The sequence below is a fragment of the Mammaliicoccus sp. J-M40 genome, assembly GCF_022386395.1.
GTDB lineage: Bacteria > Bacillota > Bacilli > Staphylococcales > Staphylococcaceae > Mammaliicoccus > Mammaliicoccus lentus.
Genome location: NZ_JAJNIQ010000001.1, coordinates 78,361 through 104,392, shown reverse-complemented (window position 1 = coordinate 104,392; position 26,032 = coordinate 78,361). Strand labels below are relative to the sequence as shown.

Genomic DNA, 26,032 nt, shown 5'->3' with positions numbered 1-26,032 from the left:
GATACAAAATATCTATAAAGTTCAGTATTTACGTGGTTTACACTATATTAATAAATTACACTAAAATATTTTTTCTATGTTTGACTCTATATAATTGTTAAACGATTTTTGTAATTCTTTTGTAATTTTACCTACTGTACCATCAGAAATGAATGTGTCATCCACTTGAATTACCGGCATAACTTCAATTGAAGTACTTGAAACTATAACTTCATCAGCACTTTTCAAAAATTCTACATCAAAAGATTCCTCAACAAATGGTATATTCAATTCGTTAGCTATCTCATTGATAACTCTTCTTGTAATACCATTTAAAATTAAATTATTCGCTGGGTGTGTATATATTTTACTGTCTTTTACAGCAAAAACATTGCTAGAACTTCCTTCTGTTACAATTCCATCTCTATGCATGATAGCTTCTCCAGCATCACTTTGAGTTGCTTTCTCTTTAGCTAAGACATTACCAAGTAAATTCAAGCTTTTAATATCACATCTAAGCCATCTAATATCATCTACAGTAATTGCTTTTATGCCATTTTCTAATTCATCGTATGGTCTTTCATAACTTTTAGAAAATGCTGAGAATACAGGTTTCGTGCTCGCTTCTGGGAAAGGATGATTTCTTGGTGCGACTCCTCGTGTTACTTGGATATATACGCCACCATTTTTGACGTTATTTTTTTCTGCCAATTCTTCAATTAATTCTGTTAAGCTTTTTACAGTATAATCTTCTAAATTTAAGCCGATTTCCTTTGCACTTCTGAATAAGCGTTCAAAGTGTTCTTTAGCTGTGAATGCATTACCATCATAGATGCGTATATATTCGTATATACCATCGCCGAAATTATAACCTCTATCAGTATAACTAACCTTGCCTTCTGATTCATCTACAAATTCATCATTAATATATACAAATGTCACTCTACATCATCCTTTACACAAATATTATATATAGCTTCTAAATAAATAGCAGTTGCATCAAATAATTGTTTTTTTGTAATATATTCATTTTTTTGATGCATTAAATCTTCTGATTCTTTAAACATTGCTCCAAATGCAACGCCTTTATCTAGATTGCGAGCATAAGTGCCTCCACCAATTGTAAACGGCTCTGATAAGTCTTTAGTTTGGTTGCGGTATGCAGACAATAATTTATCGATAAACGGATCATTCTTATCTACATAATGAGGTTCCTGATGTTTATCCATATCTATTTCAAATCCTCTATCCGCAATTTCTTCAGTAAATCGTGTTAAAGATTGTTCAAAGTTGAAACCTTCTGGATATCTCAAATTAATACCAAATTGTCCACCATCAACATCAGTATAACTCATTATTCCAGTATTAGTAGTTACTTCTCCCATTTCTTCAGTCGCAAATTTCATACCCATTTTTTCACCATTTGGCGAATTTACTAAATAATCATTGGCAAATTTCACATATGAATTTGCATATTTATCTAAATTTAAATTGTTTAAAAATTGTATTAAAAGTAAGCCTGCGTTAATACCTTGTGATGGATCCATACCATGAGCCGATTTACCATGAACAGTTAAATTCAAGAAACCTTCATCTATTGAAGTTTCGCCTTCAATTTCATTCTCTTCTAAAAATGTTTCGAAATTTTGAACAACGTTTGTCATTTGTTCTTTAATTAAAAGTTTGGCTTGAGCAGTATCAGGTACCATGTTAAAACGTTCACCCGAGAAGAATGCTTTTAATTCAACTTCAGGCTCATCATCGTCTTCTTCATAACCAGATTGTAAAATATTAAAAGTGACGATTCCCTTTTCACCATAAATTAATGGAAACTCTGCATCAGGAGCGAAACCGATTGTAGGCATTTCTTCAGTTTCAAAATACCTATCAGTACACTGCCAATCAGATTCCTCATCTGTTCCTACAATGATATGTATTCGTTTTTTCCAATCTACTTTCATATCTTCTAATATTTTTACAGCGTAGTAAGCTGCAATTGTAGGACCTTTATCATCTAAAGTACCTCTAGCGATAATAGTATCTTCTGTTTCTACTGGGTCAAATGGATCTGTGTCCCAACCGGCACCTGCTGGTACTACGTCTACATGACATAAAACTCCTAATAAGTCATCACCTTTACCCGCTTCGATTCTTCCGACTATGTTTTCAATATCTTTATAACTAAACCCATCTCTTTCTCCGAGTTTATACATGTAATTCAGTGCTTTTTTCGGACCTGGGCCAACTGGTTCATCAACATTACTTTCTGCATCATTTCTTACACTTTCAATGCTTAATAAACCTTTTAAGTCTTCAACAATATCTTTTTCATATTCTTTAACTTTATTTCTCCACATCGGAAATCATCTCTTTCTTACTTGAATAGTTATCTATATGATACATGAAAATTTTAAAAATATGAAATAGAAATACCAAAAATTCTTAAGTTTTTTAACTACTTATTATTTCCTTATACATACGACTATAGTCGTGTGTATTTAACATTTTTATTTCCCAAATTTTTATCGACCTTATAGAGTAAAAAAGACCGACAAAACTGTCGGTCTTAAAATAAATTATTATTTTTTTAAATCTTCTTCAGTCACAATTCTTAAATTTCCGTTTGCTGTTCCACCTTCATCATCGAATTTAGCTTCACGTAAATCAGTGTTATCACTATCATCTTTTTTCAAACGTGATTTTGCATCTGAAGCGTAGCCTTTAGGATTTTCTTTAGCTTTTTTCAATTCTGTTTTAGCTTTTTCTTTATAAGACTCTGGATCTTCTTTGTATTTAGAATATTCGTTTTGTGCCTTATCTTTTATTTCAGACGCTCTTTCTTTTGCTGATGCTTTATAATTTTCAGGGTCTTCTTTATATTTATCATATTCATTTTTTAGCTTATCTCTGTTTTCTTTTTTAGATAATACTACTGCTGCTGCAGTTCCCCCTAATACAACTAATGTTCTAAATAATCCTGCTTTTTTAGCCATTTTATATCCACCTCTATTTATTTAATAATACTAGTTTACCCAACACAGTATTTTTCAAACATATAATTATTCTTATAATCCTAATAATTTAAAATCTTCTTCAAGTAAATGTCTATATTCACCTAAAGCTAATTCTTCATCCAAGTTCAAATTATTTATTTGAATTCGTTTTAAATACGTAACTTCACAATCAATTGAATGAAACATTCTTTTCACTTGATGAAATTTACCTTCATAAATCGTCACATATGCTTTTGATTGAACATCATCTTCTATAATTTCTAATTCGCTTGGAGATGAAGTGAAGTCACCTAGATCTATTCCATTTTTAAAAATTCCAATCGCTTCTTCTTTTATATGACCATCAACTTCAACATAATATTTTTTTGGCACTTTATGTTTAGGATTCATTAGTTGATGAGAAAATTTCCCGTCATTTGTTAGTAATAATAACCCTTCTGTGTCTTTATCTAATCGTCCAACTGGGAATAAATCCATATGCATATATTCTGGAACGATATCGATAACTGTTTCGTGCTCATCATCTTCAGTCGCTGATATAAATCCTGCTGGCTTGTTCATCATTAAATAAACAACTGGTTCGTATTCTATAGGTATTTCATCAAAAACGACAATATCTTCTTCTGGATTAATATGAATATCTGGTTTTTTAACCAGTTCATCATTAACAGTTACTAAATTTTGTTTTACAAATTTTTTAACTTCTTTTCGAGTTCCAATTCCAGCATTAGCTAAAAATTTATCTAGTCTCATTTCTACACCCACTTAATTTTACGTCTTATTTTAGCAGTTAAATCACCAAAGAATTCATCAGCTAAACGAGAACGCATTGTTAAATAACCATATACAATCATACCAACTAGAGCACCTACTATTAATACTATTAAAGCACCCAATTTCGATGTTGGATCAATAATTAATGAAATAATAAAGTAACTTAATTCTACGAACAACATCATGATAATTGTATAAAATAGAATTCTCAATGTATGTTGAATTGTTACATTAAACTTATAATTAGCATGTTTCCAAAGAACATAACAATTTAATGCTACTGCGATCAATAGTGCAATTGCAGTACCTAATACTGCTCCTAAAGTATTAAAAGCAATAATTAAAGGTAAATTGATGATTGCTTTAACGCCTAATGCGCCAATCACTATCCATACTGTTAATGCTTGTTTATCAATACCTTGAAGCATCGATGCTGTTACTGATAATAACGCTATTAATATACTAACTGGCGCATACCAGAATAGAATTTCTGTACCCATTGGACTATAACTATAAAACACATTGTACAATGGTTGTGCTAATACCATAATACCTAATGAAGCTGGAACAGTTAAATATAGTAGTACTCCTAATGATTTTCTTATTTGTATATGCATTTCATCAATTCTTCCTGAATTGTAAGTGTTAGTAATAAACGGTACTAAACTTACAGCGAAACCTGCCGCTAATGAAGTAGGAATCATTACAATTTTATTAGTAGTCATGCTAAGCATTGTAAAATAAACATCGTGAAGAGAACTATTTACTCCACCTATAGCAAGTCCAGTATTATGTGTAAACTGGTCTATTAAATTTATGATTGGAAAACATAAACTTACAATTACAAATGGAATACTGTATTTGATGATTTCTTTATATATTTTGACATAAGAAACATCTATATCGCTCGTATCTTGTGCAACTTCTGCTTTAATTAAATGTCTACGTTTTATCCAGTAATATAATAACGTTAATAGGGCAACAATCGCACCTATCCCAGCTGCAAAAGTAGCAACTTGGTTCGCTACTAACACTGAACCATCCATTACATATAAAACAATGTAACTTCCACCTAAAATAAATGCAATTCGAGCAATTTGTTCAGTCACTTCAGAAACTGCAGTAGGACCCATTGAGTTGAAGCCTTGGAAAATACCTCTCCAAGTTGCTAATAAAGGAATAAAAAGAACAACAAAACTAATAGTACGAATTACATTAGTAATATCTTCAACTTTCCATCCACCTTCTATACCACCTTTGTTTGCTAATGTTAATTGAGCTATCGTTGGTGATAAGAAGAACAGTAATAAGAATCCAATTAAACCAGTAATAGACATTACTATAAAACTCGACCGGTATAATTTTTGACTTACTTTATAAGCACCTAATGCGTTATATTTAGATACATATTTAGCAGCTGCTAATGGTACACCAGCAGTTGCGATTGTTATCATGATTGTGTATGGTTGATAAGCATATGTAAATGGTGCAAGATTTTTTTCATCGCCGATTATAGCGTAAAAAGGAATTAAGTATAAAATACCTAATATTTTTGTAATTAAAATACTAGCTGTGAGTAAAAATGTCCCTCTCACAAGCGCTTTACTCTCTGACATATTTTCATCCCTATCTCAATTTACTTTTAAATTTAATAATAACAGGTTTATTTCTATTGTACTACTTTTTTTAAAAACCATTATTCGTTAAAATATCATTACATAAATCTTTGGAGGTAACTTATGTATCATACAATTATAATAGGCGCAGGACCAAGTGGTTTAATGGCTGCCTACAGTGCCAGTAAAGATGGTCAAAGCGTTCTATTAATAGAAAAGAAAAAAGGCCTCGGCCGAAAACTTCGTATATCTGGTGGTGGGAGATGTAACGTTACAAATCGACTCCCATACGAAGAGATAATAAAAAACATTCCAGGAAACGGAAAGTTTTTATACAGCCCATTTTCGACTTTTGATAATGAATCTATTATTGATTTCTTCGAATCTCGTGATGTAAACCTTAAAGAAGAAGATCATGGACGCATGTTCCCTGTTTCAAATAGAGCACAAGATGTAGTCGATGCACTCGTAAAAGCCATTAAAGATAACGGCGTTGAAATTCGCCAAGAAACTACAGTATCATCAATCGAAAGTGAAAATCAACAAATAACTGGTGTAACATTACAAAATGGTACTTTCATACCTTCACAAACAGTTATTATAGCATCCGGTGGTTGTAGCGTCCCACATACAGGTTCAACTGGAGATGGCTACAAATTTGCTGAACAACTTGGACATACTATAACTGAATTATTCCCAACTGAAGTACCTATTAAATCAAGTGAGCCATTCATTAAAAATAAAATATTACAAGGTCTCAGTTTACAAGACATAGGGCTTTCCGTTCTAAAGAAAAATGGAAAACCAAGAATTACACATCAAATGGATATGTTGTTTACCCACTTCGGTGTTTCAGGACCAGCCGCATTAAGATGTAGCCAGTTCGTATATAAAGAACAAAAATCACAAAAGAAACAAGAGATTAAAATGGCTATTGATGCCTTTCCAGAAATAAAACAACATGATTTAGAACAACAAATTATAAAAAAATTAAAAGACGAACCAAATAAAGCTATTAAAAATGCGTTAAAAGGTTTAATACAGGAACGTTATCTGCATTTTCTATTAGAACAGTCAGATATAAATTTAGATGTAACTTATCACAATTTATCACAACAATCTATCAAGACTTTCGTAGAAAACTTAAAAGCATTCACTTTTACTGTTAACGGAACTTTACCAATCGATAAAGCATTCGTTACTGGTGGTGGCGTAAATATAAAAGAAATCGAACCAAATAAGATGCATTCAAAAATTTGTTCTGGCTTATTCTTCTCAGGTGAAGTGTTAGACATTCACGGTTATACAGGTGGATATAATATAACAAGTGCACTTGTTACTGGTTATGTTGCAGGGCATAACGCTTCGTTATATAAATCATAAGAAATATATCGCTAACGGACTTGTTTAATATTTCTTGCACGTTAGCGTTATACTCTCTTCATATTAATCATAAATAAATCAAGGGTAAGACATTATTAATGTCTTACCCCAGACTGTGGACAAACTGAACTTAAATTTATAAGTTCAGTTTGTTTTTTTGTATAGATTAATATTTTTCACTGAAATCATGATTAAACTACGTTTAATCTAGGCTATTTGTGGCTCTTTTACGAGCCACATTGCCAACTTTTTAAGATTCATGGCAGCACAAATAAGCGTGGTGTCCATGGAAACTTTTTTAATACCTCTATATCTAGTCCATCTCATACCATGCTGTTCTTTAGCATCACCAAATCGTCTTTCTACTGTTTGACTTCTTAGTTTATATGCTTTTTTAATGATAAGCTACCCAAAGTGTCCACTGATCTTTTTCTATTATGGGAGAATCGTCTCCTACATATTTGGGAAATTGTGCTACAAATGATTTTAATTCTTGGTCTGATAATTCAAATAGAATACTACGACCTTTTCTAGATAAATAATCATGCTGTAAGGATTCTATCGTTGCATATGATTGTCTAATTTCATTAATTTTTAAAGTTTCAACATTATTAAATCCAACATCATACAATGCGTTTGTAACATCTACTTCTGAATGTCTTCTCTTTGAATCAAAATCACGAAGTCTTGGAAAATGTTCATATAAATAACCGCGTAGATTGGTTGAAGAAGCAGGAATCGCTAAATCTTCAATAGTTCGATCTTGAATAACAAATATGCTGCTATCTTTTAGAATACGCTTTGTTTCTAAAAAAGCTTTTTGTAAATCTTGAATATGATGAATCAGCGCTCTTGAAAGGATAAAATTCTGGGACTGGTTGGCTAAATGATTATTGAATATATCTCCAACTTCAAATTGTATATGGTTATTGTAAGCTTGTTTATTAGCTGATGCGATCATTACTTCAGATTGGTCTATACCTAAGACATGCTTGAATCCAAATTCACTTAATTGATTTGTATAAATGCCGCCACCACAACCAATGTCTAGTGCATCATCCATATCAATATTAGATTGTTTGATGATGCTACTTATCAAAGATACCCATTTATAATCAACCTTTCGTCCACTATACATATACTTATTATGCTCATCATTAAAAATATTATTCAAAATATCATCCCCTTTCCTTACACCATACACCTAAATGAATGGTTGTAATAATACTCATAACTTATGAATAGCTATAACAAGGTGTTAATTTCAATATGATAAAATATGAGTAATATGATTACGGAGTGGTGAGAATGGAGAATTGGGATTTATACGATGAAAATAGGCAGTTATTAAATGAAACGATGACAAGAGGAAATGAAGTGCCTGCTAATCGATATCATCTTGTGATTCATGTATGTATTATTAATAAACAAGGACAATTACTAATACAAAAAAGAAGATATGACAAACAAGGATGGCCAGGTAAGTGGGACTTTTCAGCAGGAGGTAGTGCTGTTCAAGGTGATACAAATAGAGATGCAGCAGAACGAGAAACATATGAAGAACTAGGTATTCAATTAGATTTAACTAATCGAAGGCCACATTTCACAATTAATTTTGAAGACGGATATGATGATTTTTTCATAGTGCATAAAGAGATAAATATAGAGAAATTAAGCTTTCCAACAGAAGAAGTACAAGAAGTAAAATGGGTTACTAAAGATGAATTATTAGACATGATTAAAGAAGGCTTATTTATTCCATATAGAAATAGTCTTATAGAATTCATTTTTGAAATGAATATCGGTTTAGGTACAATACGAGAGTATAGAAACAGTTTAGCTGTTTCTTTTCAGACTGTGGACAAACTGAACTTAAATTTATAAGTTCAGTTTGTTTTTTTGTATAGATTAATATTTTTCACTGAAATCATGATTAAACTACGTTTAATCTAGGTTACGAGCCACATTGCCAACTTTTTAAGATTCATGGCAGCACAAATAAGCGTGGTGTCCATGGAAACTTTTTTAATACCTCTATATCTAGTCCATCTCATACCATGCTGTTCTTTAGCATCACCAAATCGTCTTTCTACTGTTTGACTTCTTAGTTTATATGCTTTTTTAATTGTATCTACAAACCTTAAATCTTCGATTATATCTAAATCATCTTGCCATACATGTCTTCGAATTTCTCTAGTATAACTTCTATTTTCTGTACATTCATTTAGTAGTGGACATGATTTACATATAATAGGATTAGATTTGTATAATCTATGCCCAGTTGGCATAGTTCTTTTAAAAGTTAGTAATTCATCATTCGGACATATATAACTATCGTAATATTCATCATAAATAAATTCTTTAGATTTAAATATTCCTGGCTTTCCTTTTGGTCTTGTATATGGCATTGCAGGTACAATCGATTTCTCAAGTAAATAATGCGCATTGAATGGAGTTTTGTATCCGGAGTCTACTGCTAGTGTGATTGGCAACATATTTTTTTCTTCTAATCTTTCAACCATAGGTTTTAACTGTGTACTATCATGAACATTTCCAGGTGTGACATGTTGATCAATTTTAAAACCATTTTTATCTACACAACTATGTAAGCTATACGCAAATTGTTTTTCTCTTTCACCTTTAACATAATAGCCAGCTTCTGGATCAGTAGTACTGACTTTCTTATTTTTAAATTCCTCCTTTTTCTTATTTTTTATGGGCTTTTTTCCTTGCGCTAACCTCTGTTGATTAATTTCATTATTAAGTTCTTCTTGGAAATGTAATGTATCCTTTTTTACAATTTGATTAATATATTTATTTTTATTCGCATTAGCTTTGATATGTGTTGAATCAATGAATAACGTTGAGTGGTCAATTAAGTTATTTTTAATCGCAATTTCTAATATTCTTTCGAATATTAGTTCAAACAGGTCAGTATCATGGAAGCGTCTTGTATAATTTTTACTAAATGTACCATAATGAGGGACTTTATCAAGAAAGCTAAATCCTAAATACCAACGGTAAGCTACGTTAGTTTCAATTTCTTTAATAGTTTGTCTCATTGATTTTATGCCAAATAATCTTTGAATAAGTAAGATCTTAACTAAGATAACAGGATCAATAGAAGGACGTCCGTTATCTAAACAGTATTTATCTTCAACAAGTTCATAAACGAAGTTTAAATCTAATACTTTATCAACTTTTCTCAATAAATGATTTTTAGGTACTAACTCTGAAACAGAAATCATTTCATATTGGTCCCGTTTATTCTCGGATTTATTTAACATAGAATCAACTCCTAAATAAAATTTCAACTATATTATAAAATATATTGTTAATTTTTGGTATTTTTTAGTGCTGACTCCTGCGGGAACAGCATGATTCGAAGACTACAGGCTGAGAACATGCCCGCGGAAAGCATGCGCATAAAAAAAGTGCCGGCAAAGTCTAAGACTTTGTCGACACTCTGGGGTAAGACATTATTAATGTCTTACCCTTGATTTTCATAATAGATAATACTACAGCGTTTATTTAAACTCTTTTATTTTCAAGTCCTTCGTCGCCCCACGCATTCATGCCGCCTTCAACGTTCACAGCATCTATATCATGGTCGTTTAAATATTCTACAACTTTAGCGCTTCTAACGCCACCAGCACATACTATATAATATGTTTCATTCTCTTTAAAATGATTTAATTCGTTTGGTATTTCTCCCATTGGGATGTGTTTTGCACCAGGTATTACACCCATTGCTACTTCTTCGTCTTCTCTAACATCTACTATGTTAATAGGACTGCTTGAAGTTATTTTGTCTGCTAATTCTTTAATTGTTATTTCTTCCATTTTGATTACACTCCTCTTTTTAATTTGCTACAATATTAACCAATTTTTGAGGTACGGCAATCACTTTACGTACTGTTTTGCCTTCAATTGCTTGTTTCACTTTATCAATTTCTAAAGCAAACTGTTCCATTTCTTCTTTAGATAAATCTTTAGAAACTTTAGTTTTTTCTTTTAATTTACCATTAACTTGAATAACAATTTCTACTTCATTGTCTACAAGTAAAGAAGGATCAAATGTTGGCCATTCTTCATAAGCAATCGTATCGTCATGTCCTAATTTTGCCCATAGTTCTTCTGAAATATGAGGTGCTATAGGCGATAACATTTTCACAAAGCCTTCAACATAAGCTTTACTTAATTTATCTTGCTTATAACAATCATTGATAAACACCATCATCTGACTGATAGCTGTATTAAAGTTCAATGTATCGAAATCTTCAGTTACTTTTTTAACAGTTTGATTATAAACTTTATCTAATTCAGGTGTTTGTTCGTCTACTACCTTATCTGTAATTTGATTTTCTTCTGTTACAAGTAATCTCCAGATTCTATCCAAGAAACGACGTGAACCATCTAAACCATTTTCACTCCAAGCGATTGCCGCATCTAAAGGTCCCATAAACATTTCATATAGACGCAATGTATCTGCACCGTGAGATTTAACGATATCATCCGGATTAACAACATTACCTTTAGATTTACTCATTTTCTCATTACCTTCACCAAGTATCATGCCTTGGTTATATAATTTTTGGAATGGTTCTTTAGTTGGAACTACACCGATATCGTAAAGAACTTTGTGCCAAAATCTTGAATATAATAAGTGTAACACTGCATGCTCTACTCCACCAATATATAAATCTACAGGCAACCAATGTTTTAGTTTTTCGGGATCTGCTAACATTTCATCATTGTGAGGGTCTATATATCTTAAATAATACCAACAACTACCAGCCCATTGTGGCATAGTATTCGTTTCGCGACGACCTTTCATACCTGTTTCTGGATCTACTACATTAATAAATTCATCAATATTAGCTAATGGTGATTCTCCTGTACCAGATGGTTTAACTTGGTCAGTTTCTGGTAATAACAACGGTAATTCTTCTTCAGGTACAGTGGTCATTGTGCCATCTTCCCAATGTATTACTGGAATTGGTTCACCCCAATAACGTTGACGACTGAATAACCAATCTCTTAATTTATAGCTAATTTTCTTCTCGCCGATACCTTTTTCTTCTAACATTTCAATTGCTTTAGGTACCGCTTCTTCTTGAGTTAGACCATTTAACTTGTCTGAATCTATCATTTTTCCATCTTCATCATATACAGTAACGATGTCTAAATTGAATTTTTCAGCAAATTCTCCATCTCTTTCATCGTGCGCTGGAACTGCCATAACAGCACCTGTACCATAACTAATTAATACATAATCAGCAATCCATATAGGCATTTTTTGACCTGTAAATGGATTAGTTGTAAATGCTCCAGTAAATACACCGCTTTTATCTTTTGCTAAATCTGTTCTTTCTAAGTCAGATTTACGAGAAGCTTCAAGTTTATATTGATCTACTGCCTCTTTTTCATCTTCAGTAGTAATTTTATCTACTAATGGATGTTCTGGTGATAACACTGCAAAAGTAGCACCAAATATTGTGTCTGGACGAGTTGTAAATACGTTAAATGATAAGTCTGTATCATCTATGTTAAAGGTTAATTCTGCACCTTCTGAACGACCAATCCAGTTTCTTTGCATATCTTTAATAGATTCAGGCCAATCTACGTCTTCTAAATCTTCTAGTAGTCTATCAGCATACTCAGTTATTTTTAATACCCATTGTCTCATTGGCTTACGTACTACTGGGTGTCCACCACGTTCTGACACACCATCGACAATTTCTTCGTTAGATAATACTGTACCTAAAGCTGGGCACCAGTTAACTGCTACTTCATCTACATATGCTAAACCTTTATTGTATAACTGAATAAAAATCCATTGAGTCCATTTATAATATTCTGGGTCTGTTGTATTGATTTCTCTATCCCAATCATAAGAAAAGCCAAGTTCTTGAATTTGTCTCTTGAACGTAGCTATGTTTTGAGCAGTAAATGCTTTAGGGTCATTACCAGTATCAATAGCGTATTGTTCTGCTGGTAAACCAAACGCATCCCACCCCATTGGATGTAAAACGTTATACCCTTGCATACGTTTATATCTTGAAATAATATCAGTCGCTGTATAACCTTCTGGATGTCCTACGTGTAATCCAGCTCCTGATGGATATGGGAACATATCTAAAGCATAAAATTTCTTTTGACCTAAATTGTCATTTGTTTTAAATGTTTTATTATTTTCCCAATAATTTTGCCATTTTTTCTCGATTTGTTGATGATTATAATTCATTAATTGTTCCTCCTGTAAAATAAAAAAAGCCACCCCAAACCATAGTTACAGTTGGGACGACTAAAATATAATGCCGCGGTACCACCCAGAATTCACTTAAAAAGTGCACTTCATTTATATGGTTTAAGATTGCTTTAATTTAATACTATCATCTGGTAAGTTCACTTAATGGATATCATCAGTTCCCACCACCACTGACTCTCTAAAGATTCGCATTAAAGTTACTACTCCTATACATTCTTAATATTATTCAATTTCTAAGGAATTTGCAAGTTTTATTTCATTTTATGCAACATTCCCCTTTTTTATTCCTTTGTCGTAAATTATTAAGAAATAATAACCAACAAGAATTAAGGCAATCATGCTAAAGAACATGACTTTCATATCAAATACATCTACGATAACACCACCCACTACAGGCCCAAAAGCTTTACCTACAGTTGAAGATGCATTTACAATACCTTGATATGCCCCCATGCGACCTTTAGGTGCAAGTTTATTCGCAATTGCCGGAACTGCTGGCCAAACAAACATTTCACCGAAAGTTAAAATAACCATACCTACAACGAACATCGTAAATTGTTCCGCCACACTTGTTACTAAATAACTAACTATAAAAATACCTAATCCAACACCCATTTGTAATTTTAAACGTTCTTTAAAACGATTAATAAATGGTGCGATTAATGGTTGTCCAGCTAATATTAACACGCCGTTGACAGTCCAAAGAAGACTATATTGCTTCAAGGAGATGCCTACTGATTGTGTATATGTCGCAATTGTCGTTTGCCATTGAACATAACCAATCCAACATAAACTAAACATCACACATAATAAAATCAGTGCTTTGAATTTCTTTTTATCTTTAACTTCTACAGCACTTGAAATACCCTCGTTATTTTTCACATTTACATTTAAATCTACATTATAATAACGTAAAGCTATAATAATGAATACAACATATAATAACAAATTAGCCATAAATATATATTTAAAGCTGAAGTCTGCTACAAAACCACCAGCTGCAGCACCAATAGAAACACCTAAATTTTGAGCTAAATAAATAGCATTAAATGTTGTTCTTCCTCCATTAGGCCAGCTTGCTGCAGCCATCGCATAAATTGCAGGTACGATTATGCCACCACCGAATCCTAGAATAACTAACCAGAAAGGATACCACGGCCAGTCATTTAAGAAATTTAAACCAACTAAACTTCCTATATTTATAATAGAAGCAAATATGATAGATCGAAAACCACCAATTTTATCAAATAAAGAACCGCCCAGTAAATTTCCGATTACGCTCCCAAATGCGTTAATCATTAATACAACACCGGCGGTACTTAAACTTTTATTTAATTCCTCATTCATATATATCGTATTTAAAGGCCACAAAAAACTAGCGCCCGTTATATTAATTGCCATTCCAATAATAAGCCACTTTACGATTTTTGGCATTTTCAAAGGGCATCACTCCCGTCAATTTTTTTCTCAATTTGAATAGTCTAAACCTTTTTCTGCAAAAGTTCAATATTATATGTTAAAATGCTTTAGATAAGTTTGTAGAACAGGATGTGAAATAAATTGACAGAACAATTCCGCTTTGCCTTTGATAACAAAAGATATCATACATGGAATTATCATTTAAAAAATAAATTTGGTGAAAAAATATTTAAAATAGCACTCGATGGTGGATTTGATTGTCCAAACCGAGATGGTACCGTTGCTCATGGTGGTTGTACTTTCTGTTCAGCTGCTGGTAGTGGTGACTTCGCTGGTAATAGAGCTGAACCAATTCATGTACAATTTAAAGAAATTAAAGATAAAATGCATGAAAAATGGTCTGAAGGTAAATATATCGCCTATTTCCAAGCTTTCACAAATACTCATGCCCCAGTCGAAGTGTTACGAGAAAAATACGAAGCAGCATTGTCTGAAAAAAATGTTGTAGGTTTATCTATAGCAACAAGACCAGATTGTCTACCTGATGATGTTGTTGAATATTTAGCTGAATTAAATGAACGTACATATTTATGGGTAGAATTAGGATTACAAACTGTGCATCAAGAAACTTCTGACCTTATAAATCGTGCACATGATATGAAATGCTACTATGAAGGTATAGAAAAATTAAGAAAACATAACATCAACATATGTACACATATTATTAATGGTTTACCCGGTGAAGATTATAATATGATGATGGAAACAGCTAAAGAAGTAGCTCAAATGGATGTACAAGGAATTAAGATTCACCTTCTACATTTATTAAAAGGTACGCCAATGGTTAAACAATATGAAAAAGGTATGCTTGAATTTATGACACAAGAGGATTATACAAATCTTGTTTGTGATCAGTTAGAAATTTTACCAGAAGAAATGATTATTCATAGAATCACTGGAGACGGCCCTATCGATTTAATGGTAGGTCCAATGTGGAGCGTTAATAAATGGGAAGTATTGAATTCTATAGACAATGAATTAAAAGCGCGTGGGACAATGCAAGGTTCAAAATTCATTAAAGCTGAGAGCGTTCAATCATGATTGTAGAAGGAATATTACCATTTGCTAGGCATTTAATTTCAAGTCATATAGATAAAAATAGTATCGTAGTTGATGCAACTTGCGGTAACGGAAATGATACATTATTTCTTGCCAATCAAGTAACAGAAGGACAAGTTTATGCTTTTGATATTCAAGAAGAAGCTATTAACAGCACAAAAGAAAAAACAAAAGAATATAACAATATTCAATATTACTTAGAAGGACATGAAAAAGCTGCCGATATCATTTCTGCAGAACATAATAGTATCGACGCATCTATCTTTAATTTAGGCTATTTACCTAAAGGAAATAAAAGCATCACAACAAACTCAAATACTACCATATCAGCTATTCAATCATTATTTGAATTAACTAAAAAGAATGGCATCATTGTACTTGTTGTTTATCCAGGACATCCAGAAGGACAAATCGAATCAAATGATGTATTAAACTTTGTTAAAAATATAGATCAAAATGAAGCACATGTATTAAACTATCAATTTATTAACCAAAAGAATAATCCTCCATATATTATAGGTATAGAAAAAAGAAATTAATAAGAGGGAGTGGGACAGAAATCTCATTTTAATAAATAGATTTCGTAGTCCCACCCCGGCAAGTATGACTAGGGTTGGAAAAAGCTTGATATAAGAGCATTTTCAATCCAGTCAGCTACTGCCAATATATTAAAAGAGCCCGAAACAAATTCATGTCCCGGACTCTTTTTACATTTTATAAATTAAATAAGTGGAAGTATATGTAGTTTCGTTTAGATATTACATGTATCAACTATAGATTTGAATTGCTCTTCAAACAAAGTTTGTCTTTTTTTAATTTCTTCACAAGCATATTTAATTAAGTCATTTTTATGCTCATCAAACTCTTGATTAACTTCTACGATAACTGTTCTTTCATCATCTTCCGGCCTTGTCTTTTTAATCCAACCTTTTTTAACTAAATTATTATATAACCTAGTTCTTTTATATGGTTTGATATCAATGTGTTCGTCCAATTCTTTTAAACTCATTGAACCTTTGTTCCATAAAACTACTAATGTTAAAAATTCTTCTTTTTCAATTTGAAATTTCTCTTCAATATTATCAAAAATATTATTTATATTTTTTTGAATATCATCTAATAAGATTAAGTCACTTATATCGCCCTCTTTATATCCCATAAGCTCTCCTCCAGTGTGTCATATAAATATAATATACCCACAATGATAGGTTTAAATCTTATTATGTATGATTATTATTTCTTATTCTTCATTTTCTATAAGTAAGCCTACATAATGAATTCGGTTATTCATAAATGATATCAAGTATCTCATGACATTTTCTCGTTCAGGCTCATTGTGTATTTCATGATTTAAACCATGCCAAGATTTATAATAAAGCTCATTTGTATTAATGTGTCTTGCTACTGATTTAATAGAATCTAAGTCAGCAATTTTATCTTCTGTACCTGACATCAATAGTAATGGAATAGATGATATATGTTGAAGATTTTCCATTGTCGTCTTCATCGTTTCTAAAATTGTCTTATACCAATGATAGCTAACTTTATTAAGCATTAAAGCATCATTATTTGTATCATCGATTACTTCTTTATTTCTAGTTAAACTTTCAATAGTAATTCCAGCGTCAAATTTTGCATCTTTTGCAACTGTACCGAAGCTAGAAGCTAAAAAGTTTCTTCTTGTCGAAATATTTTGTTGAAAAGCTACTAATGGAGAAATAAGTAAAACACCTTCAACTTTTAAGTCTACTTTCTCTAATAAATTTAAAAGAATCAATCCACCTAATCCAACGCCTAAAGTGAAAACAGGTAAATGGTATTCCTCCGCTATTGATAACCATTCTAAAACTTGCTCATGATATTCTTCAAAATCATCTATGTGCCCTCTATGTACTCTTGAAGTTTGTCCTTGACCTCTTAAGTCACCCATAATAACGTGGTAACCTTCTCTACGTAGCTTTGTAATAACGAACGCGTAACGTCCAGTATGTTCAAGCATATTATGTACAATTACTACAATACCTTTAGCTTCTTTTTCAGTTTCCCATTTCCACATAATATATTACTCCTTTTACCTAAATAGCTACTTTTTTGTTAAACTTAGTATAACAAATTTTTTAAAAAGAATGGAGAATCTTGAATGATAAAATCTTTTAACAACAAAACACCTCAAATTGATTCTAGTAGTTATATTGCAGAAAATGCTACAATTATCGGGGATGTTGAAATAGGTAAAGAAAGTTCAGTTTGGTTCAATGCTGTTATTAGAGGTGATGTAGCACCTACAAAAATAGGCAATGGTGTTAATATTCAAGATTTAAGTTGTCTACACCAAAGTCCTGATCAACCATTAATAATAGAAGATAATGTTACAGTAGGACATAAAGCTACATTGCACTCTAGTATTATTCGCAAAAATGCACTGATAGGAATGGATTCTACTATATTGGATGGAGCTGAAATTGGAGAATATGCATTCATTGGCGCAGGTTCACTAGTACCACCTGGTAAGAAAATACCTCCGCGCACATTGGCATTTGGTAGACCAGCAAAAGTAGTAAGAGAATTAACAGACAAAGACTATGAAGAACTAGATAGAATTAATCAATCATATATTGAAAAAGGAAAATTATATAAAGATAACCAATAATTTTAACATTACACTGATAAAAGATGAAGACGATAAATTGAAGTTGTTGCTTGCGTTGCACGTGAACCGCGTTTTGCAACATTCGGAGACATTATGTTGCACGTGAACCGCGTCTTGCAACATTCGGAGACATTATGTTGCACGTGCACCTCGTCTTGCAACATTCAGGGGCATTATGTTGCACGTGCAGCCCGTCTTGCAACATTCACAATAAAAAAAAGCGGCTGTGACATAAATACAAGTCTCAGCCTCTTTTATTATATTGGCAGTAGCTGACTGGATTGAAAATGCGCTTATATCAAGCTTTTCCCAATCCTAGTCATCCTTGCCGGGGTGGGACTACGAAATCTATTTATTAAAATGAGATTTCTGTCCCACTCCCTTTTTAATTTAAGCAATTTTAAATTTACTGTGCATATACGGTAACTTAACAACGATATAAGAAATTATAATTTCATAGAACATTGAGAAGAATTTTTGGAAGAAGAACAATACATTTTGAGATAGGATTGTTCCAAGCCCCTGCCCGCTAAATTGATATGTTACTAATAAAAAGTTATCTATTAAATTTAATACAATAACTGTTACAAATACTGTCCACGATTTCTTTGTTATCATAGCTATTAAAATTGCAATAACACTTATTAAAATAGGTTCAAATACGAATAACTGTAAAAAGCTATCTAACGGTTTTCCAAATATATAAAACGCCATATCCCTAAACATAACGATTACTCCTTTGTTAACAATTCTATTCTCATACATTGTAACACGTGACATGGCTATGTTTTATTAAGTTATTCTAAAGATTTAAACCATATCTTAACATTAAATTAATAATTGTATAAATTGAATCTTAACATTAACTTCGCAACAACTTCATAATCGAATGTTATATTGAAAATGTAAGCAACGTCATGATTTAAAGGAGCATTAACCTATGCGTTTCTTTAAAAAATTCTTGTTATCTGTTCTAATACTTACGTTTCTCCCTCATGCCATTAGCATAGCATCTGAACCAATTTCTCCTACAATGGATCAAATTAAAGAATAACACCCTTTTCTAGGTTGTTATTTATGTTATTTTTATGTCTTTTTCTTTTATTAGTGTAAAAATATATTTTATTGGTATGAAAACGCTTAACTAAATTATATTATACATGATAGAATAAAAGAAAGAAGATATTTGATTAAGGAGGACTTGCTATGCCTGTCGTTAAAGATTTTTTTATTGCATTATCTAACAATAAGTTTATGAATGAATCAGCTAAGAGAATGGGTCCTGCACTTGGTGCGAAAAAGGTTGTAGCGGGAGTTGATATTGATTCAACAATCGATACAGTAGAGAAATTAAATGAAAGAGGAATTTCTTGTACGTTAGATAATTTAGGTGAGTTTGTAACTTCACGCCATGAAGCGTTAGAAGCACAACAAAATATCGTCGAAATAATGCGACGATGTTATAACGCTAATATTCAAGCACATGTTTCAATTAAGTTAACACAATTAGGGATTAATATTGATAAAGATTTTACTTATCAAAATACTCGGGAAATTTTATTAAAAGCTCAAGAATTTGATAATTCATTTGTTAACATAGATGCTGAAAAATTTGAAGACTTAGTTGGCATTACTGAAATACTTGATAAATTGAAAAATGAATTCAATAATGTCGGCACAGTAATTCAAGCATACTTACACGACGCAATGAATATTATGGATAAGTATCAAGATTTAAGGCTTCGCTTAGTAAAGGGTGCTTATAAAGAAGGCCCTCACATCGCCTATCAAACTAAAGAAGAAATAGATAGAAATTATATAAAGTTAATTGAACACAGACTGTTAACGGCTAATGCTTTTACATCTATTGCTACACATGATCACAACATTATTAATCATGTTAAACAATTTGTTAAAAACCATAATATCGATAAAAATTCATTTGAATTCCAAATGCTATACGGTTTCAGAACTGACTATGCATATGAATTAGCTGACGAAGGATACAACTTTACTATGTATGTACCATTCGGGGAAGATTGGTTCGGTTATTTCATGCGCCGTTTAGCAGAGAGACCTCAAAATATTAATCTAATGCTATTAGATATATTCAGTGCAAAAAACAAAAAGACATTTATCACGGGAGCGGCAGGAGTTGCAGCTGCATCATTGTTAACAATTGGTAGTATTGCATTGTTTAAGAAAAACAAATAAAAAAATAATCATTACACGGTTTTAATTATATTTAATAGAAAAACTCCTAATACATCGGTTTATAACCAACATGTTAGGAGTTTTTTTATGAACTATTTTATATTGTTTTTTCTATATTTTTTAATAAGTTAGCCATTTCAATAGCTGCTAGAGCTGCATCTCCACCTTTATTACCAGCTTTTGTACCTGCTCTTTCTATTGCTTGTTCTATTGTTTCCGTAGTTATAACACCAAAGATAACAGGTATATCTGTTGTATCACTTACTTTAGATACGCCTTTTGCTACTTCATTACATACGTAATCATAATGTGTTGTTGCGCCTCTAATTACACACCCTAATGTAATGACAGCATCATAATTCCCTGAGTTAGCTAATTTTTTAGCTACTAATGGAATTTCAAAAGCACCCGGTACATAAGCTACATGTACATTTTCTTCTTCGACATTATGTCTAATTAAAGTATCTTTTGCACCGTCTAATAGTCTTCCTGTAATAAAATCATTAAATCTACCTACTACAATTGCTATTTTTAATTCTGATCCATTCATTTTACCTTCAAATTTCATTTCAATTCTCTCCATTTCAATTATAATAAATGACCCATTTTTTCTTTTTTTGTATCTATATAAGATTGATTATTAACATTTGGATTCATCACAACTGGTATTCGTTCTGTTATTGTAATACCTAAGTCGTTAAGCTGTTGGAACTTATCTGGATTGTTACTAATTAGTTTAATATGATTAATATTGAAATATTTCAATATATGAATAGCTTCCGTATAATCTCTTAAATCCGCTTCAAACCCTAAAGCTTTATTAGCTGTGATTGTATCGTAACCTTGTTCAATTAATTCATATGCCTTTAATTTATTAATTAAACCAATACCTCTACCTTCTTGTGGTAAATATAAAATAATACCACCATGCTCTTTGATGTATTTCATCGCATACTCAAGTTGTTCACCACAATCACATCTCGCACTGTGAAAAATATCTCCAGTTAAACAAGCTGAATGAATACGAACGTTCGTATCATTTTTTATGTCACCTGAAGTAATCGCTAAATATTCTTTGTCGTCCAATTGTGATGAAAAACCATACATATCAAATTCTCCAAAAGATGTTGGCAATTTAATTTTCGATTCAAATTGTACGATTTGATCATGTTTTTTTCTATATTTTACTAAGTCTTCTATCGTTATCATTTTCAAATCATGTTCTAATTTAAATGTATATAGCTCTTCACGGTTAGACATAGTTCCATCATCATTCATTATTTCACAAATTGCACCAGCTGGTTTTGCGTCAGTTAATTTTGCTAAATCTATACAAGCTTCCGTATGCCCTATTCTTTCAAGCACACCATTGTCTTTCGCAATTAACGGAAAAACATGTCCTGGTTTAACAAAAGCATCGCCTGAACTTTCACTGATTAACGCTTTAATTGTATCCGTTCTTTCAAATGCACTAATACCAGTAGTTGTAGATATGTGATCAACACTTACAGTAAAAGCTGTTTTGAATTTATCATTAGTACTTGTCATAAGGTGTAAATCAAGTTGAGTTGCAATCTGTTGACTAATAGGCGCACAAATTAATCCTCTAGCAAATTTAGCCATAAAATTAATTGTATCAACAGTTAAATATTCTGATACTGCTATTAAGTCGCCTTCATTTTCTCTATCTTCATCATCCACTACAATAACAGGTTTGCCTAACTTCAAATCTTCTAATGCCGCTTCAATACTATCAAACATAGTTAGCCTCCTAAAATCCAAAATTCAGTAATTTTTCTTGTGATAATTGACTGTTATTTTGATTCGTTATTTTTTGAACATATTTAAACAATAAATCCGTTTCTATGTGTACAGAATCACCTTGTTTTTTATTTACAAAAATCGTACGTAATCTTGTTTCAGGTATGAGATGAATTTCAAATGAATTTTGATTTAACTTGAATATCGTTAAACTTACTCCATCTACAGTTATCGAACCTTTATCAATCATTTGATTTAATAATGATTCATCTACATTAATTTCGATTAACCATTCATCATTTCTTTTAGTGATGCGCTTTATAATACCTTTGCCATCAACATGTCCACTAACGAAATGTCCTCCGAATCTTCCATTCGCTAACATTGCACGTTCCAGATTCACTTGATCATTTACCGTAAGATTTTCTAAATATGTCACAGAAATTGTGCCTGTAATTACTTCAACTTTAAATAATGAATCATTTCGTTCTGTAACAGTTAAACAAACACCATTGACACTTACTGAATCTCCTAGTGACAAATCATCACATATTTCTGGAGCTTGTATTGATAATGACTTTACACCACTTTTTGTGCTCACATTTTTAATCGTACCTACTGTTTCAATTATTCCTGTAAACATACACTCACTACTTTCTTAAAATTAATTTAAGATCTTCGTCAATGATTTCTGTTGATATAAATTTAAACTGTTTAATTTTGGATAAAGGATAAACATCATTTGTTTGATAAAATTGATATTTGCCTTGACCACCAATTACTTTCGGGGCTTGATAAATAATTAATTGGTCAGCTAAATCTTGTTCTATAAATTGACTAACAAGTGTTGGTCCTGCTTCTACTAAAACACTCGCGTAACCTAATTTATATAGAAGTTGAAGCATGTTTTCTAAATTTGATAAATCACTTTTATATAACTCAATATTTTGTGTGTCTTTAATTTCAAAATTTGGGTGGTTTGTTACTACTATTGCAGGATTATCTCGATCTTTGAAAATTTGTAAATCTTCATCGAAAGAAGACTGTTGGGATAAAACAATGCGTTTTGGCTCTTTGAAGTTTGGTTTTCGTGATGTTAGTAGCGGGTTATCTTCTCTCACTGTGCCGCCACCCGTAATAATTGCATCATTTTCACATCTTAAATGAAGTACATCTTCTTTCACTGCTTTACATGTAATCCATTTACTTTCTTTAAAATCAGTAGCAACTTTCCCATCTAGACTAGTTGATATTTTTAATGTTACAAAAGGTGTCTTCTTCTTTTGTTGAATAAAAAATTCTTTATATAATTCCTCCGCTCTACTTGAAGGCGAATGTATTACTTCTACTCCTGCCTCTTCAAGCATATCGTGTCCACTTTTACTTAGTGATCCATCTTTCACAGCATATTCTACTCTAGAAATACCACTTTCTATTATTGCTTTAGAACACGGCGGTGTTAAACCATAGTGTGAACACGGTTCAAGAGAAACATATATTGTTGCACCTTCTGCTTCTTTACCAGCCATATTAAGTGCTTGAATTTCAGCGTGTGCTTCACCTTTTTTTAAATGAGCACCAAAACCGATAATTCTATTATCTTTTACGATAACAGCACCAACAGAGGGATTCGTACTAGTTTGTCCTTTTAATTGTTCAGCTAATTGAATAGCAAATTCTAAATATTGATTCATTTATATACCTCCTAAAAATGAAAAAAAGACACCGAAAATTAACATTTCGGTGTCTTGGGAGTAAAAAATGTATCAAGAAATAAGCCTTTAATAGATTAAAGACAAAAACATTTTTGTATAACGAAATAAGCGTATTGTATACGCTTCGTCTATTCTTTCTCCCATCCAGACTATACTGTCGGCTTCAGATTTTCACTGAATCAGCCACAAATGCTAAGCAAATGCAGGTCGCGGGCTTGAATTACCGCCGGTTGGGAATTTCACCCTGCCCCGAAAGAATATTATTAAATTATAATCATCAGTAATCACTGATGACCATATTCTATACTAAAATAGTATGGTTTACAAATATATTACTAAATTTAATATATTTATTTATTTTTCTTCTTTTTCGACTTTTTCTTTCTGTTATTATTTTTTAAGTTTCTTTCTTCTAGTTCAATATATAAATCATTAACGGCTCTAACTGTTTCATCCACTAATAATGAAACGCCATTAACATCAAAATTTACACCACTTGTAATTTGTCCTATTGCTTTTAAATTTGGCATTGTTCCATATTTAGGGCTAATTATTTCATTAGAATATGGCACTACTAAAATACCACCAAAAGGATGAGGCGCAATGATTTGTTTATTTTCTAAACCTTTTATAAAATGCTCATCCTCATTTAATTCAGATAAATGCATTTTAGGACCTGTTGCATTAATAACATAGTGATAACTATCTTCATTTTCACTATTTTTATATTTTAGTCTAAATTTCCCATAATATTTACGAACGTTTTCTAATCCTTCTTTTACAACTACATCTCCACTTTCTATCCATTCAATTAATTGTTTAGCTGAAGATTGTGGCATGGGGTTAGCGTTTCTTTTAAAATGCTGACCGTATTTAGATAAAAATGTTTCTTTATCTTTTATAGTCATTGCGTTCCATAGTGGAATCATATTATGTTTTACTTCTTCAACAAAGGATTGGAAGTGTCCAACTTCGTCTTCATGCTTTAAATCATATTTTATATTGATTACATTATCTTTTTTAAATCGATGTAACATTTTCTTTAAATCAATATTTTGATATTCACACTCTTTTTTAAACAATTCTTCTATTTCAAATAATGGTGTTATTCCTTTATGAATTTTTTTGATTTTTTCTACTTCTTCAACACAAATATACTTTAATTTAATATCATGGTTAATACCACGAACTGTCGGAAACTCAGCATGTCTAGAAGTCACTACAATCGGAAATTGTTTATGGTTTTCCATAACATATCGAATAACATCAACTGAACTTAATCCTGTACCAATAATAGCAATATCGTCATTTTCTTTAACGCCTCTCAAAGATTGTACAGTTGGATAAGGTGATTCTATATATCCTTTCACACCTTTTAATTTATAAGGATCTTTGTAAGGTAAAGTTCCAATCGTCATAAAAACATAATCATATTTTTGACATACCGCTTCATTATCTTCTATATAACAAATATCTATTTTATATTGTCCTCGCTCATCTTTAATTTCTTCAACATAGCAACTATCAACTTTGTATTTGTGAACGAAGATATTATCATATTTGTTTAAAATATTATGTAAAATAGATTTCATATAATGACCAAAAACTAATCTTGGTAAATACTTTGCTTTTCCATAATCAAAAATGTCATTGTTTTTATACCATTTTTTAAAATCTTTTTCGTCATCTGGATCTAATGACATTTGATTGGCCGGAAGATTAATAAGTAAACGATCACTATCATTTTGAAATGGCTTCCCCATCCCCATGTCTTCTAAACTATCAAAAATATCCACGGTGATGTTTTTAAAATTTTTATGTTTAGTCAATTGGTTTAAAGTGCTTACGCCAGCAGTTCCCATACCTATAATTGCTACTTTCAAATTTTTCTCCTCCAAAATAACACAGTTTATATTACTTTAATTTTACCATTAGTATTTAAAATAAATGTATGATTTCTCTATTCTTTATATTATATTATTACCTCATTTCAAATTTCTAACCGTAATATGCCTTAAACACTATTGTCCATGCACTATATGCAAGATTTTAGCATACGATTTCTTGTCACTTTTTTATTCTTTACATATATGACAATATTCTTACTTTAATATTTT

General features: G+C 31.5%; 24 protein-coding genes, 1 pseudogene and 1 riboswitch. Of the genes and pseudogenes, 6 read left to right on the top strand and 19 right to left on the bottom strand.

Annotation, left to right across the window (positions count from 1 at the left end):
• Positions 1-60 precede the first annotated feature (60 nt).
• From dat to LQ688_RS00655, 5 genes are all read right to left on the bottom strand, one after another.
• Positions 61-921, bottom strand: coding sequence for a D-amino-acid transaminase (dat, locus tag LQ688_RS00675; protein ID WP_147641027.1), 861 nt, complete (start codon positions 919-921; stop codon positions 61-63).
• Entirely contained in the window at positions 918-2,336 is a 1,419-nt protein-coding gene (gene pepV, locus LQ688_RS00670; protein WP_135032506.1) for a dipeptidase PepV, read from the bottom strand. The genes dat and pepV overlap by 4 nt, the downstream gene beginning before the upstream one ends.
• A 222-nt stretch (positions 2,337-2,558) precedes the next feature.
• On the bottom strand, positions 2,559-2,972 hold the full coding sequence (locus LQ688_RS00665; RefSeq protein WP_239752522.1) for a YtxH domain-containing protein: 414 nt from the start codon (positions 2,970-2,972) through the stop codon (positions 2,559-2,561).
• A gap of 72 nt (positions 2,973-3,044) precedes the next feature.
• Entirely contained in the window at positions 3,045-3,746 is a 702-nt protein-coding gene (locus LQ688_RS00660; RefSeq protein ID WP_064211693.1) for a pseudouridine synthase, read from the bottom strand.
• 2 nt (positions 3,747-3,748) lie between these two features.
• Positions 3,749-5,383, bottom strand: coding sequence for a putative polysaccharide biosynthesis protein (locus tag LQ688_RS00655; protein WP_064205233.1), 1,635 nt, complete (start codon positions 5,381-5,383; stop codon positions 3,749-3,751).
• A 123-nt stretch (positions 5,384-5,506) separates the two neighbouring features.
• On the opposite strand from LQ688_RS00655, the gene LQ688_RS00650 reads away from it, so the two are divergent.
• Complete coding sequence (locus LQ688_RS00650; RefSeq protein WP_147641029.1) at positions 5,507-6,766, top strand: BaiN/RdsA family NAD(P)/FAD-dependent oxidoreductase; 1,260 nt, start codon at positions 5,507-5,509, stop codon at positions 6,764-6,766.
• 207 nt (positions 6,767-6,973) lie between these two features.
• Here LQ688_RS00650 and LQ688_RS00645 read toward each other — a convergent pair.
• A pseudogene (locus LQ688_RS00645) lies at positions 6,974-7,165 on the bottom strand (transposase); the annotation flags it as partial.
• A complete protein-coding gene (locus tag LQ688_RS00640; protein WP_404932050.1) occupies positions 7,161-7,904 on the bottom strand; it encodes a class I SAM-dependent methyltransferase in 744 nt (247 codons plus the stop codon). The gene LQ688_RS00640 and the pseudogene LQ688_RS00645, both read right to left, overlap by 5 nt.
• A 170-nt stretch (positions 7,905-8,074) precedes the next feature.
• Here LQ688_RS00640 and LQ688_RS00635 point away from each other — a divergent pair, with 170 nt between their 5' ends.
• Complete coding sequence (locus LQ688_RS00635) at positions 8,075-8,650, top strand: NUDIX hydrolase (protein WP_239752521.1); 576 nt, start codon at positions 8,075-8,077, stop codon at positions 8,648-8,650.
• Between the two features lie 65 nt (positions 8,651-8,715).
• Here the strand turns inward: LQ688_RS00635 and LQ688_RS00630 are convergent, their stop codons facing one another.
• From LQ688_RS00630 to LQ688_RS00615, 4 genes are all read right to left on the bottom strand, one after another.
• Positions 8,716-10,053 carry an IS1182 family transposase gene (locus tag LQ688_RS00630; protein ID WP_218688420.1) on the bottom strand — a complete coding sequence of 446 codons (1,338 nt, stop codon included), beginning with the start codon at positions 10,051-10,053 and terminating at the stop codon, positions 8,716-8,718.
• 244 nt (positions 10,054-10,297) lie between these two features.
• Positions 10,298-10,609, bottom strand: coding sequence for a rhodanese-like domain-containing protein (locus LQ688_RS00625; RefSeq protein WP_017000068.1), 312 nt, complete (start codon positions 10,607-10,609; stop codon positions 10,298-10,300).
• 19 nt (positions 10,610-10,628) lie between these two features.
• Positions 10,629-13,013 carry a leucine--tRNA ligase gene (gene leuS, locus LQ688_RS00620; RefSeq protein ID WP_064205232.1) on the bottom strand — a complete coding sequence of 795 codons (2,385 nt, stop codon included), beginning with the start codon at positions 13,011-13,013 and terminating at the stop codon, positions 10,629-10,631.
• A gap of 285 nt (positions 13,014-13,298) precedes the next feature.
• Positions 13,299-14,477, bottom strand: a complete 1,179-nt coding sequence (locus LQ688_RS00615; protein ID WP_017000067.1) for an MDR family MFS transporter — start codon at positions 14,475-14,477, stop codon at positions 13,299-13,301.
• 120 nt (positions 14,478-14,597) lie between these two features.
• Between LQ688_RS00615 and mnmL the strand changes: the two genes are divergently transcribed.
• Both mnmL and mnmM read left to right on the top strand, forming a co-directional pair.
• Positions 14,598-15,557, top strand: a complete 960-nt coding sequence (gene mnmL / locus LQ688_RS00610) for a tRNA modification radical SAM protein MnmL/YtqA (RefSeq protein ID WP_017000066.1) — start codon at positions 14,598-14,600, stop codon at positions 15,555-15,557.
• Positions 15,554-16,114, top strand: coding sequence for a tRNA 5-(aminomethyl)-2-thiouridylate-methyltransferase MnmM (gene mnmM, locus LQ688_RS00605; protein WP_239752520.1), 561 nt, complete (start codon positions 15,554-15,556; stop codon positions 16,112-16,114). Before mnmL ends, mnmM begins: the two co-directional genes overlap by 4 nt.
• Before the next feature lie 212 nt (positions 16,115-16,326).
• Here mnmM and LQ688_RS00600 read toward each other — a convergent pair whose 3' ends face one another.
• Complete coding sequence (locus LQ688_RS00600; protein ID WP_147641035.1) at positions 16,327-16,734, bottom strand: transcriptional regulator, SarA/Rot family; 408 nt, start codon at positions 16,732-16,734, stop codon at positions 16,327-16,329.
• A gap of 81 nt (positions 16,735-16,815) precedes the next feature.
• Positions 16,816-17,631: an alpha/beta fold hydrolase gene (locus tag LQ688_RS00595; protein WP_239752519.1), complete on the bottom strand. Its 816-nt coding sequence runs from the start codon at positions 17,629-17,631 to the stop codon at positions 16,816-16,818.
• An 84-nt stretch (positions 17,632-17,715) separates the two neighbouring features.
• Between LQ688_RS00595 and LQ688_RS00590 the strand changes: the two genes are divergently transcribed.
• Positions 17,716-18,225: a gamma carbonic anhydrase gene (locus tag LQ688_RS00590; protein ID WP_135032674.1), complete on the top strand. Its 510-nt coding sequence runs from the start codon at positions 17,716-17,718 to the stop codon at positions 18,223-18,225.
• Between the two features lie 390 nt (positions 18,226-18,615).
• Here LQ688_RS00590 and LQ688_RS00585 read toward each other — a convergent pair whose 3' ends face one another.
• A complete protein-coding gene (locus tag LQ688_RS00585) occupies positions 18,616-18,951 on the bottom strand; it encodes a hypothetical protein (protein ID WP_017000832.1) in 336 nt (111 codons plus the stop codon).
• A 480-nt stretch (positions 18,952-19,431) separates the two neighbouring features.
• Between LQ688_RS00585 and LQ688_RS00580 the strand changes: the two genes are divergently transcribed.
• The gene (locus LQ688_RS00580; protein ID WP_064205369.1) at positions 19,432-20,439 is read left to right on the top strand and encodes a proline dehydrogenase family protein; all 1,008 of its coding nucleotides are present in this window, start codon (positions 19,432-19,434) and stop codon (positions 20,437-20,439) included.
• A 97-nt stretch (positions 20,440-20,536) separates the two neighbouring features.
• Here LQ688_RS00580 and ribH read toward each other — a convergent pair whose 3' ends face one another.
• From ribH to LQ688_RS00555, 5 genes are all read right to left on the bottom strand, one after another.
• On the bottom strand, positions 20,537-21,007 hold the full coding sequence (ribH, locus tag LQ688_RS00575) for a 6,7-dimethyl-8-ribityllumazine synthase (protein WP_017000835.1): 471 nt from the start codon (positions 21,005-21,007) through the stop codon (positions 20,537-20,539).
• 20 nt (positions 21,008-21,027) lie between these two features.
• Positions 21,028-22,200, bottom strand: a complete 1,173-nt coding sequence (gene ribB, locus LQ688_RS00570) for a 3,4-dihydroxy-2-butanone-4-phosphate synthase (RefSeq protein WP_239703710.1) — start codon at positions 22,198-22,200, stop codon at positions 21,028-21,030.
• A gap of 10 nt (positions 22,201-22,210) precedes the next feature.
• On the bottom strand, positions 22,211-22,843 hold the full coding sequence (locus tag LQ688_RS00565) for a riboflavin synthase (protein ID WP_017000837.1): 633 nt from the start codon (positions 22,841-22,843) through the stop codon (positions 22,211-22,213).
• Positions 22,844-22,850: 7 nt separating this feature from the next.
• Positions 22,851-23,894, bottom strand: a complete 1,044-nt coding sequence (ribD, locus tag LQ688_RS00560) for a bifunctional diaminohydroxyphosphoribosylaminopyrimidine deaminase/5-amino-6-(5-phosphoribosylamino)uracil reductase RibD (protein ID WP_239752518.1) — start codon at positions 23,892-23,894, stop codon at positions 22,851-22,853.
• Between the two features lie 149 nt (positions 23,895-24,043).
• Positions 24,044-24,176: riboswitch (FMN riboswitch) on the bottom strand.
• An 89-nt stretch (positions 24,177-24,265) separates the two neighbouring features.
• Positions 24,266-25,798, bottom strand: coding sequence for an FAD/NAD(P)-binding protein (locus LQ688_RS00555; RefSeq protein ID WP_239752517.1), 1,533 nt, complete (start codon positions 25,796-25,798; stop codon positions 24,266-24,268).
• Positions 25,799-26,032 lie beyond the last annotated feature (234 nt).

Excerpts from the sequence above, each read along its gene's own strand:
- pepV (WP_135032506.1), bottom strand. The coding sequence starts at position 2,336 with ATGTGGAGAAATAAAGTTAAAGAATATGAAAAAGATATTGTTGAAGAC.
- LQ688_RS00665 (WP_239752522.1), bottom strand. The coding sequence starts at position 2,972 with ATGGCTAAAAAAGCAGGATTATTTAGAACATTAGTTGTATTAGGGGGA.
- LQ688_RS00660 (WP_064211693.1), bottom strand. The coding sequence starts at position 3,746 with ATGAGACTAGATAAATTTTTAGCTAATGCTGGAATTGGAACTCGAAAA.
- LQ688_RS00655 (WP_064205233.1), bottom strand. The coding sequence starts at position 5,383 with ATGTCAGAGAGTAAAGCGCTTGTGAGAGGGACATTTTTACTCACAGCT.
- LQ688_RS00650 (WP_147641029.1), top strand. The coding sequence starts at position 5,507 with ATGTATCATACAATTATAATAGGCGCAGGACCAAGTGGTTTAATGGCT.
- LQ688_RS00640 (WP_404932050.1), bottom strand. The coding sequence starts at position 7,904 with ATGTATAGTGGACGAAAGGTTGATTATAAATGGGTATCTTTGATAAGT.
- LQ688_RS00635 (WP_239752521.1), top strand. The coding sequence starts at position 8,075 with ATGGAGAATTGGGATTTATACGATGAAAATAGGCAGTTATTAAATGAA.
- LQ688_RS00630 (WP_218688420.1), bottom strand. The coding sequence starts at position 10,053 with ATGTTAAATAAATCCGAGAATAAACGGGACCAATATGAAATGATTTCT.
- LQ688_RS00625 (WP_017000068.1), bottom strand. The coding sequence starts at position 10,609 with ATGGAAGAAATAACAATTAAAGAATTAGCAGACAAAATAACTTCAAGC.
- leuS (WP_064205232.1), bottom strand. The coding sequence starts at position 13,013 with ATGAATTATAATCATCAACAAATCGAGAAAAAATGGCAAAATTATTGG.
- mnmM (WP_239752520.1), top strand. The coding sequence starts at position 15,554 with ATGATTGTAGAAGGAATATTACCATTTGCTAGGCATTTAATTTCAAGT.
- LQ688_RS00600 (WP_147641035.1), bottom strand. The coding sequence starts at position 16,734 with ATGGGATATAAAGAGGGCGATATAAGTGACTTAATCTTATTAGATGAT.
- LQ688_RS00595 (WP_239752519.1), bottom strand. The coding sequence starts at position 17,631 with ATGTGGAAATGGGAAACTGAAAAAGAAGCTAAAGGTATTGTAGTAATT.
- LQ688_RS00590 (WP_135032674.1), top strand. The coding sequence starts at position 17,716 with ATGATAAAATCTTTTAACAACAAAACACCTCAAATTGATTCTAGTAGT.
- LQ688_RS00585 (WP_017000832.1), bottom strand. The coding sequence starts at position 18,951 with ATGTTTAGGGATATGGCGTTTTATATATTTGGAAAACCGTTAGATAGC.
- LQ688_RS00580 (WP_064205369.1), top strand. The coding sequence starts at position 19,432 with ATGCCTGTCGTTAAAGATTTTTTTATTGCATTATCTAACAATAAGTTT.
- ribH (WP_017000835.1), bottom strand. The coding sequence starts at position 21,007 with ATGAAATTTGAAGGTAAAATGAATGGATCAGAATTAAAAATAGCAATT.
- ribB (WP_239703710.1), bottom strand. The coding sequence starts at position 22,200 with ATGTTTGATAGTATTGAAGCGGCATTAGAAGATTTGAAGTTAGGCAAA.
- LQ688_RS00565 (WP_017000837.1), bottom strand. The coding sequence starts at position 22,843 with ATGTTTACAGGAATAATTGAAACAGTAGGTACGATTAAAAATGTGAGC.
- ribD (WP_239752518.1), bottom strand. The coding sequence starts at position 23,894 with ATGAATCAATATTTAGAATTTGCTATTCAATTAGCTGAACAATTAAAA.